At 34.9% G+C, this 14241-nt stretch carries 10 protein-coding genes; 6 read left to right on the forward strand and 4 right to left on the reverse strand.

Features of this window, described 5'->3' with window-relative positions:
* The 3 genes from J3U56_RS11180 to J3U56_RS11190 form a co-directional block, all read left to right on the forward strand.
* Positions 1-883, forward strand: an 883-nt coding sequence (locus tag J3U56_RS11180; RefSeq protein ID WP_267367753.1) for a hypothetical protein, incomplete at its 5' end; no start/stop codon positions are given.
* Between the two features lie 445 nt (positions 884-1328).
* Positions 1329-2996 carry an energy-dependent translational throttle protein EttA gene (gene ettA, locus J3U56_RS11185; protein WP_267343928.1) on the forward strand — a complete coding sequence of 556 codons (1668 nt, stop codon included), beginning with the start codon at positions 1329-1331 and terminating at the stop codon, positions 2994-2996.
* Positions 2997-3407: 411 nt separating this feature from the next.
* Positions 3408-5000, forward strand: a complete 1593-nt coding sequence (locus J3U56_RS11190; protein ID WP_267367756.1) for a hypothetical protein — start codon at positions 3408-3410, stop codon at positions 4998-5000.
* Positions 5001-5111: 111 nt separating this feature from the next.
* Here J3U56_RS11190 and J3U56_RS11195 read toward each other — a convergent pair whose 3' ends face one another.
* From J3U56_RS11195 to J3U56_RS11205, 3 genes are read right to left on the reverse strand one after another with little or no spacing between them, the layout of a single operon-like run.
* On the reverse strand, positions 5112-6746 hold the full coding sequence (locus J3U56_RS11195) for a DUF2813 domain-containing protein (protein ID WP_267367758.1): 1635 nt from the start codon (positions 6744-6746) through the stop codon (positions 5112-5114).
* A gap of 15 nt (positions 6747-6761) precedes the next feature.
* Complete coding sequence (rfaP, locus tag J3U56_RS11200; protein WP_267333494.1) at positions 6762-7565, reverse strand: lipopolysaccharide core heptose(I) kinase RfaP; 804 nt, start codon at positions 7563-7565, stop codon at positions 6762-6764.
* The gene (locus tag J3U56_RS11205; RefSeq protein ID WP_267367761.1) at positions 7552-8682 is read right to left on the reverse strand and encodes a glycosyltransferase family 4 protein; all 1131 of its coding nucleotides are present in this window, start codon (positions 8680-8682) and stop codon (positions 7552-7554) included. Before J3U56_RS11205 ends, rfaP begins: the two co-directional genes overlap by 14 nt.
* 735 nt (positions 8683-9417) lie before the next feature.
* Between J3U56_RS11205 and J3U56_RS11210 the strand changes: the two genes are divergently transcribed.
* Positions 9418-10356, forward strand: a complete 939-nt coding sequence (locus tag J3U56_RS11210; protein WP_267343924.1) for a DMT family transporter — start codon at positions 9418-9420, stop codon at positions 10354-10356.
* A 595-nt stretch (positions 10357-10951) separates the two neighbouring features.
* Here the strand turns inward: J3U56_RS11210 and J3U56_RS11215 are convergent.
* Complete coding sequence (locus tag J3U56_RS11215; RefSeq protein WP_267367764.1) at positions 10952-11878, reverse strand: TIGR01212 family radical SAM protein; 927 nt, start codon at positions 11876-11878, stop codon at positions 10952-10954.
* 405 nt (positions 11879-12283) lie between these two features.
* Between J3U56_RS11215 and J3U56_RS11220 the strand changes: the two genes are divergently transcribed.
* Together J3U56_RS11220 and J3U56_RS11225 are read left to right on the forward strand one after the other, a co-directional pair.
* Positions 12284-12913, forward strand: a complete 630-nt coding sequence (locus tag J3U56_RS11220) for a nitroreductase family protein (protein WP_267367766.1) — start codon at positions 12284-12286, stop codon at positions 12911-12913.
* Between the two features lie 12 nt (positions 12914-12925).
* Positions 12926-14122: an FTR1 family iron permease gene (locus tag J3U56_RS11225; RefSeq protein ID WP_267333488.1), complete on the forward strand. Its 1197-nt coding sequence runs from the start codon at positions 12926-12928 to the stop codon at positions 14120-14122.
* Positions 14123-14241: the final 119 nt, after the last annotated feature.

The raw sequence follows: 14241 nt of genomic DNA on the forward strand, positions 1-14241 counted from the left end.
TGTTTATAAGAATAGTTCTTACATGACTAAGTATCCTAATGGTTATAACCCAGAGGTATGGGATCCTGGCACAAGCCCATCGTCGAATAACTTGCAACAAGGTGGTGGATTTAAAGCTGAACAATTTAAACCAATAACCGGTTTTAAAGATGCAGCTTTCATGTTAATCGGCTCGGGAGCCGATCAAAGTCTGTATCGCTGTCAACTAGATAGCAGCAATAGTACTAACTGGGTTACATTGCAATCTCCGGTCGCAAGTAAAGACTTAGGTGCAAATTGCCAAGTACGTTATGACAGTGTCACTAAGCCCACAACACCCTTAACGATTAATATGGAATATAGTGCTGATAAAGGCAAAACTTGGCAAAACATCGGTAAAATTACGCTCCCTATACCACAAAAATGGGCAATAATACCTACGAAAGTAAAAGGATTTTTAGATATATTTGATGGGTATTTAGCCTACGATGAATGTAGAAGAATAATAGATGGTCAAGCAATACCGAAAACAACATCCGCTCAGGTTAATGATATGTCAGAAGCAGGCAAAGCTTGGCGACAAAAATATCTGTATCGAAGAGATGAATTGACCAACTCTTTACAAGCTAACACACCAGAATGGACAGCTAACGCAAGTGTTGATTCCAACAAATATCCCGCTGCTCGAGATTTAGGTACTTTTATGAGTGAATGGGGCGGGCCTTATTACTTCGGAACCTATCTTTGGACAGCTGAAATGTATCGTACAAACAAGCCATTTGCTGTAATCGATTATGGTTTGTTGGGAAGCGTTAAGGATGACGGTTTTGATCTTGGTCAAGGTCAATCAGCACAAATTTTCTGCCGGGGCGAAAATGGAATTAGCACACTCCCTACAAGATAAAAGAATTACCTAATAAATTATATGTTGTTAGTCGTTTGTCAGGTTAGATATTGATAATCTGACAAATTGCCCATAACGTGGTATTTAACTACATTACAATTATAGTCAAAATACCACTTAGGTCGTAAAACTGTTATTTCGAAAATCCAGCCCCATTGTCTCAGATTTTACTTTTGCTGAGTCGTCAAACGGGTAAAATTGTTATGTGAAAGAGTTGTTTTTTTGTTAACCTATTGATGAACTTGTTATTATTTAAGTCAGATAAATATTGTCAATAATAAGTAGCCTATCAATTGCGGTGAATAACTCGCTCCATCACTAGTTAATCAGTTAATTGTTATAAATAACCCTAGACCCTATTGTCAGAATCGTTACAATATACGCCATACTTTTATAGTAAAAGGTCTCTTTTACTAGGTTTAACCCAATAAGCGGATGATGTTTTATGGCGCAATATGTTTATACAATGAATCGAGTGGGGAAGATTGTTCCTCCTAAACGTTATATTTTAAAAGATATTTCTTTAAGTTTTTTCCCTGGCGCAAAAATTGGTGTGCTGGGTTTGAATGGGGCAGGTAAATCAACGTTATTACGTATTATGGCGGGCGTTGATACCGAAATTGAGGGTGAAGCGCGTCCACAGCCAGGTATTAAAATCGGTTATTTATCACAAGAACCGAAATTAGATCCAAAACAAACTGTGCGTGATGCAATTGAACAAGCCGTTGGCGATGCCAAAAAGGCATTAGCAAGGTTAGATGAAGTTTATGCAGCTTACGCTGATCCTGATGCCGATTTTGATAAACTTGCTAAAGAACAAGCTGAACTTGAAGCAATTATACAATCGCAAGATGCACATAATCTGGACAACCAACTAGAACGCGCTGCCGATGCGCTACGCCTGCCTGATTGGGATGCCAAAATTGAGAATTTATCCGGTGGTGAACGTCGCCGTGTTGCCATTTGTCAGTTATTGCTGGAAAAACCCGATATGTTATTAATCGACGAACCGACTAACCATTTAGATGCTGAATCGGTGGCTTGGTTAGAGCGTTTTTTACATGACTATGAAGGTACAGTGGTGGCTGTAACCCACGACCGTTATTTCTTAGATAATGTCGCCGGCTGGATTTTAGAGCTTGATCGTGGCGAAGGCATTCCATGGGAAGGTAACTACTCTTCATGGCTTGAACAAAAAGATCAGCGATTGGCTCAAGAAGCCGCAACCGAATCAGCGCGCCGCAAATCGATTGAAAAAGAGCTGGAATGGGTGCGCCAAAACCCGAAAGGCCGCCAAGCAAAAAGTAAAGCCCGTTTAGCGCGTTTTGAAGAATTAAACAGTAATGATTACCAAAAACGTAATGAAACTAACGAACTGTTTATTCCACCTGGGCCACGTTTAGGCGATAAAGTGATCGAAGTGAGTAATTTAACCAAGTCGTATGGTGATCGGGTATTGATTGATAATCTTTCATTCAGTATTCCTAAAGGCGCGATTGTTGGGATTATTGGTCCAAATGGTGCGGGTAAATCAACACTGTTTAGAATGCTATCGGGTAAAGAGCAACCTGACTCAGGTACCATTACTTTAGGTGATACGGTGCAATTGGCGTCAGTCGATCAGTTTCGTGACAGCATGGATGATAAAAAAACAGTGTGGGACGAAATATCCAATGGGCAAGATATTATGCGTATTGGTAATTTTGAAATCCCAAGCCGAGCCTATGTTGGACGCTTTAATTTTAAAGGCGTTGATCAGCAAAAACGAGTCGGTGAACTCTCTGGTGGTGAGCGTGGACGAGTGCATTTAGCCAAGTTATTACAAGTTGGTGGCAATGTACTGTTACTCGACGAGCCAACCAATGACTTAGATGTCGAAACACTGCGAGCACTCGAAAATGCGTTATTGGAGTTTCCGGGCTGTGCATTAGTGATTTCGCATGACCGTTGGTTCTTAGATCGCATTGCAACCCATATTCTCGATTACCAAGACGAAGGGCATGTTGAGTTCTTTGAAGGTAACTTTACCGAATATGAAGAGTGGAAAAAACGGACCTTAGGTGCAGAAGCCTTAGAGCCGAGACGTGCCAAATACAAAAAAATCACAAAATAATCATGTTTTGCAGGATTTCTGCTGTTTACTGCAGTGGAAATCCTTTAGCATTGATATCAACTATATCCATATTCGTTAAGCAAATACTTTCCAAGCATTTTTCACCAAACGTGTCTTTTAATTAATTTAAAAGATAGTTTCTAACTTTTTTTGCCCTCATCTATCTATTGAAATTTTATCCATTTTTTCATCATATTGAATGATTAACACATAATGATTTTCAATATTAACGCTCAAATAATCATAGCTAAAACGTAATGTAAATTTTGATTCTCAAAATAATTTGAAAAAAAATTAAAGATATTTAAATTTTGGTCGATATTGAACAGGTTATGATAAGGATATCTAAAATTAATATAGAGGAAAACACCATATTTTTCTGAATAAAAACTTTTTAATAATAGGTTGCCAATGAATAGTATCAAACTAGTTTGTTTATTTTTCATCAGTATTATCTTAACTTTTTCTCACCAATTAGTGTTATTTATCTTTTTTAGATGGATTATTCTTTTTAAAAAAATCCCATTAGCAAAAAACAATTTTAGCTCTTATATTGCTGTTGTTAGCTTAATATCTATGATTTTTACGGTTAACGTTAATGCGTTAACTGCGGTGACCATTAACAAGATTAATGGTAGTAAACCTTATTTAACTTTTGATAAAGGTAAAACGAAAGTAACAAGTACAGAAGGTTTGTTAAGTGTAACGTTACCAGATGGTCGTCAGTATGTGTCATCCGGTGATATGGCACATTTATATCCAAATGCGATCGTTAATGATTCAACTATGACAAATCCAATTATTTTAAATAAAGGAGAGTTAGATTTTGTTAATATAAAAACATTTGTTCCACTTAAAAAAGAGGGGAATAGTAATTATCCGAGTGTTGCTTTAAACAGTTTAATCAAATTATATAACTATTGGGGGGATGATGATGGTGATGGCAACGTAACGGCTACCGGATCGTTAACGCTTTCATGGATAAATAAGCAAGGGCAAAATGTTACCAGTATGATTAGTAATAATACAATTACAGCATTAGATCCCTGTGATGCACCTTATCAACTCAATATTCAAACAACTGATGGTCTATTATCAACCCAGTATGGCATACCGAATACTACGCGTTTTAATGCTGCAACAAGTGTTTACTATATTACCCCAAAGATAGATATGCCTTATGTGTGTTATGCTCAGCCCAACTTTTCTATGGATCAGTCATATGGACCAAATTGGGTGAGTAAGAAAGGATTTAGAGTCGATAATATTGATAATGTTGCAAATAACTTTCCTACAACCGGTTCAAATGGTCTTCATTTTTATTTATTATTAGCAGGTATTACGCCAAATCAAGTTATTGCTGCAAATGGTGCTACCGTTTTCCCTGAAAATGGTAATAAAACCGTTAATTTGTCATTAACTGTAGAACAGACACAGAATTGGAATGGGCAGCCACAGTTGGCATTAAAAATTCTATTAAATGGACCAACCCAAGATTCTACTAATAAATCTTTCACTCCCTCAGAGTTTAAACTCTATTCTGATAATAATCATAGTCAGTTGCTTTATAATTTTAAAATCGAGCGTTGGTACATAACTAAGATTGAACAGGCAAATGGTTACGAAAATGCCAAAGCATTTTGTAATAATCTGGGGGCTACCTATCGAATACCAGGAGTTGAAGATTTTACTAATGGAAATGGATATGGCTGGGAGAATGGAATTCCAGGTCAGGGTAACTCTTATCGTCGTCAAATCAGTTATAAAAATGGTGATAAGTGGGTTGGTGGTTTAATGAATGAATGGGGGTATCTGAGTAACACGTCTACTGATTATCCTGCTGCAAAAAATTGGGATGGTTCAGGTATATACTGGACATCACTTGCTGTACCCAATATGTATGGTTTGATTTATGATATTAATAATGGAATGTATTCACAAGGTTATATCGGCTATAATATGCCATCAACATTAACACATCGTGTTGTTTGTGTGTCTCCTTGAAAGCATGAGTAAAATAATTTATTCACGCTATAATACAGTGTTTTTTCATAATTTAACTGCGCCGCCAATCAAATTTGGTGGCGTTTTATCTAATTTATGAGCTTATTGTTTTCAACGTTGAATAAAATCTTTTGATGACTGAATTATTTTGGCGAAAGTATGGGTTAATAAGCTTGGTATCGCATCTATACCTCTAGATTTTGCATCATCACAAACAGCAATAGCTAAATCCGGTTTTGAGCTTTTATGGATGGCTTTTTGAATAATTTTAGATACAGGCATATCGATATGTTCAATTGTATTATAAGCTGCCTGTTTGTACACATGACTAAAGCCATGTTTAAACAAAAAATTCTCGATATCTTTGGCCGGTAATATCGTAAGATAGTCATTCGAATCTTCATTTTGTGGGGTGAGCGATTTAACCGTATCGGCATATTTTTTTCCAGCCATATCGCCATCAGTAATCACATACCAATGGATCCCCATCTTATTAGCATATTTTATTAAAGGTTTTAAACCACATTGCGCAAATTCTAGTAATTGCACACCTTCAGAACCTAGATGATAACCACTTTGTTCGGCTAATTCACGCAACAACCATACTTCTGTTTCACCTTCAACTAATAACCAGCAACGAGCAAAAAGCGCTAATGGTCGACGATAAAGTACATGAAATAAAATACGGCGACTATCATCAGCACTCAGTGAATGAGGGGCAACATATTTTGTCACAATTTGACCGGGTAGACGGATTAACCGATAAATACTCTCTAATGGAAATAATGATACTAAGTCACTGGAGTTTGAGGTAATAATTTTTTGTGCTGGCAGGTGTTTAAGCAGGCGAAAACCAACCGATAAAATAATGGGATGTAATTGGCTTTCAGGTTCTTCTAAAATGAGAATTGGCATCGAGCTAGGTGAAAGGGGATTCTCACCTTTAGCGTAAACAATTGAATCAAAAATACCTAATAAAGCGGTTCGTAAATAATCATCATTAATATTATCTAAAGCATTATTGATACGTTCAAGTGAATTCCAATCTTCACGATGTGGGCTTGTTTTTTGTGGTAAATGTTTATAACGATAACGTTGAGCTGGATCGATAAAATAGTATTCTAACAAAGCACGTGCAGCTTTTAATCCTCGTTGTAATTCCTCTTCACTAATCGAGGCTGAATGTTGCTTTAATTGATTAGACAGTTCATTAATGAAGTATTCTGATAAAGGTTGGTTAGTGATGGGTAAATCATCTGCACTTAAGGTGTTTTTCAATGCCATTACAGGATTAAGATTAAGAACAATAGCAATCAGCAATTTATGATCTTCAATAGTAAAAGGATTATTGTTTTGGTCGACTAGCAGATGCTGAGTTACAATTTTACTATTTTGTTGTTTGGCGGTGATTTGATAAGTTATCCGTCGTAATTGATCTTCTTTAGATTGATAAGTAACAGGCAATAATGCTTGATAAGCTTGATTATTGAACTCGTTGGCATAGGATTGACAATACGTTACTTTAATACTGATATGATTGTCATTAGGTTTATCTTTATCACGATAAAAGTCAGAATCAACAAATTCATAAAATTTATTGTCTAGCGACAATAACATTAAAGCGCTAATTAAACTCGATCGCCCCCATCGGTTTTCACCAATCAGCACACTTGCTTCTGTATTAAATTTTAACGATAATTGACTTACACCCCTAAATCCTACTATATCAATTTGTTCAATAAACATCGTATTTCCTTATTGTTAAAGATTATACTTCTCGGTGCGTTTACGTATTTTTTCTGCTTTTTGTTCAGTATTGCTAATTAATTTATGCTCATCAAGCAAAATGGTTTTTAGGGGTTTATTGAAATAGACTTTCAAAAATAACCAAATATCGCGCTTTGTTAAGCCAATATTCGTTGATGAAAAATAAAGTCCGATCAGATCTTTATCACGCCAGCGTCTAGGCACTTTGTTACGTGTTTGAGCTCGGTGTAAATCAATCACTGATAACTTAATCTGTTTTTGATGTTCAAATAATGGTATATCAAGTAAAAAATGACATAAATAACAATCACGATGATTAACACCAGCTGCATGCATTCTTGCTGTCATATTAGCTAAATAGATAATTAGTGAACGTTTTAAATGATAATTGGGTGGCGAAGTTAGCCATGTTTTTGTAAAGTCTTCTAAACTAATGGTTGGGTTTAAATCCTTAGTAACAATAAATGAATGGCGAGTTAAGGGATTTAGGCCCTTTCGACCAAATGCTCGTCCATCCATAGTATTAACTTTGGCTTGTTCTAAACGAGCAATCGCATCCCATTCTTGTTTAGCATCTAAAACAGGCAAACGTAGTGATAAAAGATTTTTAACAATCTCTTTAACTGTTGTACCTCGATGAATCTTAATAAAATAAGATTCATCATTAAATTGGAAATTTAATGTTTTACGTTGTTTTACTTCCCGATAAACTTTTCCCGATATTAATTCAACTTCTTGAAAGGGATCTTTATCTTTCCATAATTGTGCAAAAGGTGATTTAAGTTTAATTTCGTTCATGATTATCACAATCTAAAATAATATCGGCAGCACGCTCAGCTAAGTGGTATAAATCAGTAGTTTGACCGTAATATATAGCATTATTATGCCAGATCAATCGTTGCGCTTGATTGGTTATCGCATTGTCAAGCGCGCAATTTAAATCTGCTTGCACAAAAGGTTCAATCAGTACAAAACCAGCATCGGCATCGTAGACATGATAAGCATAACCAGAAATACCAGAGACAATGACTGGTACACCTGCGGCTAAACCTTCAATTAATACCATGCCAGCAGCTTCCTGCCTTGCTGGGTGTAATAATAGATCGGCTGCAAAAAGAAAATCAGGGATATCATTACGGCCAGAATAAAACCTGACTTGATTGCCAATATTCAAAGCTTTAGCCATTTTTTGATAAGGTTGCGCATTATCTTGCCCAACGACTAAATAAATTACTTTTTGCCTCAACTCAATGGGTAAGGAGGCAATAGCATTTAACGAACGATCAACCCCTTTACGTTTAAAGTCAGATCCAATTTGCACTATCACAAAAGCATCAAGCGCAATTTGATTGGCTTGTCTAAATTGTTGACCTTTAAGAGGCGATGCTAACTGGTATTTTCTATCCGATGCAATGCCCGGTGGTAACAGATAAAATCGTGAAGGTTGAGTCTGATAATATTTTTCAAAATCACTAATTTGCTGTTTAGTTAGCACCATTATTTTTGTATGATGAGCGGCATTAAATACTGCATCTTCGAAAGCTAAATAGTGTTGACATCGTTTAGATAATTTATAAAGCAAACCTTTGTGTGCTACTTTTTCGGCAAAACATGTGTCGCCAGCAAAATAGACATCCAAGCCAGGCATTTTGTTAAAACCGACAATACAATCAACAGGGTTGGACTCAAGATGAGCTTTAACCCAATTATAATAAGATTGATTTCGGCTGTGGTTTGAAAAGCCCTTTTTGGCGACCTTTATAACTTCAAATTCATCAGGTATATCGCCTTGCCACTCCATGACATAAACACGGATCTTATGACCACGATCACAACAAGCCTTAGCAATTTGCAAAAAATCACGTTGCAAACCGCCATAAGGAAAATATTTATAGATACAAAAAGCTAATTGCATGCAAATTGCCTCGAGTAATAAAGGGGTATTATATACTCAGTATTGATTGTTGCGCAAAGTTTGATTTTTAGTAGTGAGCCTTATCACAATGCTTAGTACTGACGAGTTTATAAGTATCGAGTAATCTTATTCATAGCGAAATAATCGATAAGTGTAAATCATTTGAATGATGAATCCTTTTTCACAAAGATTCATCACGTTTATTGAACATTCTGTTATCGACAAAAAATTCAATATTATTAATATTACTTCACCCTATAAGCAAAAAATAGAGGTAAGAGGTAACGTTAAATCAATAATGATAGTTGTTATAGGATCAGTGTCATTCTATGTTGCAGCTTATGATCAAACTTAACCATAATCTTTTATTGGTATTGAAAAATCAGTTATTTTTAACGGGTAAAAAGAAGTTAATGATGATTAATATCTAATTAAAATGAACGTATATTTAGCTTGAATCTGGTTAAAGCAAGACTTGCTTTTAGACGATTTATCTTGTTTATTCTCAGTTGATCTAAATATCCACTAATTTAGTGAAAGAATTTTAATTGCCAAATATTTAAAAACAAAATAACTCAATCACCATTTGCTTATCGATACAAAGTTAACGAAAGTAAAACGTTTGACCGTAAAAAATGCTTATTAATTCTTGAGATACTTTGATGTTTACAATCTTATGCATTTTATATTATATTGCCAAACCTATTACATATAATCTGGTTAGTAAAATTTAAAATGAATAAGGACGTTTTTTTTAACAATAAATATATTATTTTATTGTTATTTATTGTTGTCTGTTTTACATGGGGAACAACATGGATTGGCATTAAGTTTGCTGTTGAAACCGTTAACCCACTGTTAGCGGCTGGTTTACGTTTTGTTATTGCATTTCCGTTTTTAGTATTAATTACTATTATCGCTAAATCACCAATATTGTTTCCTCGAAAATCATTACATTTTTTCCTGTTATTAACCCTATTTTACTTTACTATTCCTTATTTCTTAATTAGTTTTGGTGAACAGTATGTATCGTCAGGTTTAACATCACTTCTATTTAGTACTATGCCTATTTTTTCTATTATTTTTGCTAAAATAATTTTAAAAGATAAGATTTATTTGAATCAATTAATCGGTATTACAGTAGGCTTTTTGTGCTTAATATATATTTTAGTTTCTGAAGGATTTATTCTTTCGTATACCGATTTTTTAGGTGTTATATCAATACTTTTAGCAGCATTGATGCATGGTTTTTTGTATGTATATTCCAAAAAAGCAGGTGCAGGCATCAATGTATTTACTTTTAATACCTTACCTATCGGCGTCGCTGGAATTGTACTGTGCTTGTTAAGTTTCTTGTTTGAAGAAAACAATTTCCAACTTATTTCTTTAACTAGTTGGCTCGCATTAATTTATTTAGGTATTTTTGCTTCGGTGTTTGGTTTTATCGCTTATTTCTTTTTGTTGAAAAGAATGAGCCCTGTTGTTTTATCATTCATTTTTATTATTTTTCCAGTCGTTGCAATTTTGATTTCCTCTATTTATGAGCATAAAATCATTTCAACCCGTTTTATTATTTGTACAATCATTATGTTATGTGGTTTTGCTATAACTAAATTACCGCTCAGCATTTTTAAAAAGTTAATAACGCGAGGAAAAACAGAAGATAATCAATAAAGATTAACGAATTTTTTCAATAAAATTTGAGATAGTTATACTGCTGGAATTGAAGCATTATACTCATTCGGCCTATGTGCCGAATGTTTTATACCAATTGTTAAACATAATTGCCTTAAGCGGATCTCATTGATTAACAGAAAAAGATAACTCGCCGCCTAGTTATTTTTATGGTGATTGAACTCAATATTTCAACCAACCTAAAATCAATGTTAGGCACCTAGATCTTTATCATCACTATTACCACAAAATTACCGAGTTTATTCATTACAAATGATGATTTTGTGATTGGCGATCTCAAATAAAGTAAAAACCTCAAACTTGCTGATACGTTTGTCTATTTTGTCACTTTAACAAAATGATGGGTGTAAACCTGATCCCCGGATTGACTTATTGCATCTATAACGACAATTATTTGACTACACTATGCAGTAATTGCCTATGGGCAATAAATTCACTGTAGCTAATCGTTTTCCATCTATGGTTTACTGATAATTGCTGGCAAAATATTTTACAATTAATTAATAGCAATATTTTCGGTTAGTAAATCACTTAATGCATGTTTAACTATCTGGATATTATCCATTAAACTCTTTTATGCTTTAAAACAATAACTGTCACCAATGGCACTTCCTTGCACGCCAAATTGACGTAAATTTTGATCGACAGCATTCATCGATTGCCAATGGTTTTCACACCAATCAGGGGCAAGTAAGGTCGGTTTTCTGGCGTTAGCCGAGATGCGGTGATATAAAATATCCGCTGGGGTTTGCCTGATAACATCACCTGCAATATCGACATACTGCTCCAAAGATAATACATCAAGCCGGCCTGCACGCCACGCTTTAGCCATAATACTGCCTTCGACAATATGTAATGGATGCAGTTTTAAACCATCCACACCAGAATTAAGCACTTGATCTAAAGTCACTAAATTATCTTGTTTACTCTCTTTTGGTAAACCAATAATTAAATGGGTACACACTTTAATACCCAGCTTACGTGCTTTTTGTACTGTTTGCTGATAATCAGTAAAGGTATGTCCACGATTAATTGCATGCAACGTTTTATCATGTGCGGTTTGTAAACCTAGCTCTAGCCAAACTTCATAGCCTTTAGCTTGATAATTAGCTAATAAATTAAGTGCTTCATTGGGTACACAATCAGGGCGGGTTCCCACACAAAGCCCAACAATATCAGCACTATTTAGCGCCTCTTCATACATATTTTTTAAGATTTCAACTTCGGCATAAGTACTGGTATAAGCTTGAAAGTAGGCAAGGTAACGTTTCGATTTTTTCATTTGTTGAGCTTGTGAAGTTAACTGATCTGCAATCGACTTAACTTGAATTGACTCATCAATAATGGAGGCGACATTACAAAATGTACACCCTCCTTGACCAATAGTACCGTCACGGTTAGGACAGGTAAATCCACCATGTAACGTGAGTTTGTAAATTTTTTCACCATAACGTCGCTGCAAATCAGCGCCAAAGGTATTAACCACTAAATGTAATTGCATAACAAACCCAAAATAAAAATTTTGCCCATTCTACGAAGATAGCTATTGAACATCAAGATATAACAAAAATCCTAATTCAATAATCTGTATTGAATTAAATTTATTTTCGACAAAATCTCTGAGCTTTTCTTAAAATTAGTGCAGACGCCATATTGGCGTCGGAGCAAATCGCAAATTAAGGTTAAAATATAACCAATTTAAGTATTGATAGGTATAAGTAAAACATTGAAAATCAAATCAAATAAAAATTCCCACTGAAATATTAAGTTATCTTATTAAAAATAAATTATAACTATTTTTTGATTGTCAAATGATAATTATTATTATTTGTTGTTGATCATTAACATTATTAGCAATAAGATATCGCAATCATTACAAGTTAGCTAGAGGTGGACTGTGCCTTGCATGATGCGCAAATTAGTTATTGTTTTATTGTCATCAATATTTTCAATATCGTTATGTTATGGAGATATTTCTTTACCCAATCCTCAAACCAAAGATGGAATGGGGCTATTTGAAAGTCTAAAAAAACGAGCTTCAACCCCCGGTGGTGGTTTTCCTATAGGTAATTTATCCGATGATGAATTATCCACAGTGCTTTGGGCTGCAAGTGGCTTAAATCGTGGTAAAACAGGGTGGACGGTACCAATGGCGAATGGTAAAGCGCCTTATGTTCGTTTGTATGTTGCTAGTGAAAAAGGGACCTTTTTATATGAATGGGATGGTCAATATTTACGTGAAATTAATAATAAAGACATCCGTGCCGATATTGCGATGCAAAACTTTACCAAGCGTGCAGCTTATTCTTTAATTTTTGTGTTCGATCAAAACTCCCTTGTAGATACGCCAGCAGATCAAGCTAATGATTTTGCCCAAATAGCTGTGGGTGCAATGAGTCAAAACATCTACCTTAGTGCTGCAGCGTTAAAATTAAGCGCCAGATATATCCATTCTATTAAACCAGATGCCATATCCCAAGCGTTGCAATTGCCTGAAAATAGTAAACCAATTGGTATTATGTTACTAGGAAAATAAAAGGAATAAAAAGTGAAACGATTTCTTGCAGTAGTATTGTTGATAATTACAAGTGTGATTGTTTTTGCTCCCTCCTCTTACGCTGCTGAAAAAAAATATCAAAGCTGGAATGCTATCATTGATGAAATGGATAGCATACTCAATGATTCCTACGATATCTATTTTATGAAAGACAGTGATAGAGCAAAAGAGCGCGTAAATAACGCCTATTTTGGTTTTTATGAAAAGCATGGTGTCGAAAGGGCTGTAATGTCATATATTTCTGGCAAACGTGGTACCGATACCGAATACCAATTTGCTAAAATAAAACGTTTAATGACTGATGGTGCACCAAATAAAACAGTACGAGCAGAAATCGACGTTTTATTAAAAATGCTACATGAAGATGCCAATGAGCTCGATGGTAAAAAAGAGAGCGGTTGGAGTATTTTATTAGCTTCATTTATTATTATTTTCCGTGAAGGATTAGAGGCTATTTTAGTTATTGCTGCTATATCGGCCTATTTAGTGCGTTCAGGCAACTTACCTATGGTTAAAGTTGTTTACATGAGCTCGTTATTTGCAATATTTGCCAGTGTTTTAGCGGCAATTGCGCTTCACTCTATTTTTGATATTAGTGGCGCTAATCAAGAAATGATAGAAGGTGTTGCAATGTTACTTGCCACCGTCGTGCTATTTTTTGTCAGTAATTGGATGTTTTCAAAGGCTGAAGCAAAAGCATGGAAAAACTATGTTGAAGGTAAAGTGCAAACGGCAGTTTCATCGGGTAGTCGTTTTGCATTGGGATTTGCCGCCTTTTTAGCTGTTTTCCGTGAAGGTGCTGAAACTATTTTATTTTACCAAGCAATGTTGGCTGAAGCTAAAGATCATATGGATATGGTGTGGTATGGTTTAGCTGTAGGTTGTATTGTGCTTGCTATTATCTTTATGCTAATTCGTTTTGGTACCATGAAATTACCAATTAGACCATTTTTTATTGGCACAAGTACACTAATGTATATTATGGCTATAGCTTTTGCTGGAGGTGGAGTAAAAGAGTTACAAGAAGCCGATATAATTCCTGTAACGCCGGTTGATTTTGTGCATTCAATCGATATTTTAGGGATTTATCCAACCATTGAAACGTTAATACCACAAATATTTATGATATTAGTTGTTATCATATCAGTGGTTTATTTAAAAGCTAAACATAATAAACAAAACGTTTGATCCATTTAATTTGTTGCTTAAAAGTTGGTTAGATGTTGATTAATGATATTTCGAAGTCAATTTAAATAGCAAAGAAAGTAGTGATTGCTTTAATGATAAGTAATTAAATAAAAGTAAAG

This window comes from Gilliamella sp. B2824, from assembly GCF_026536245.1.
Classification (GTDB): domain Bacteria; phylum Pseudomonadota; class Gammaproteobacteria; order Enterobacterales; family Orbaceae; genus Gilliamella.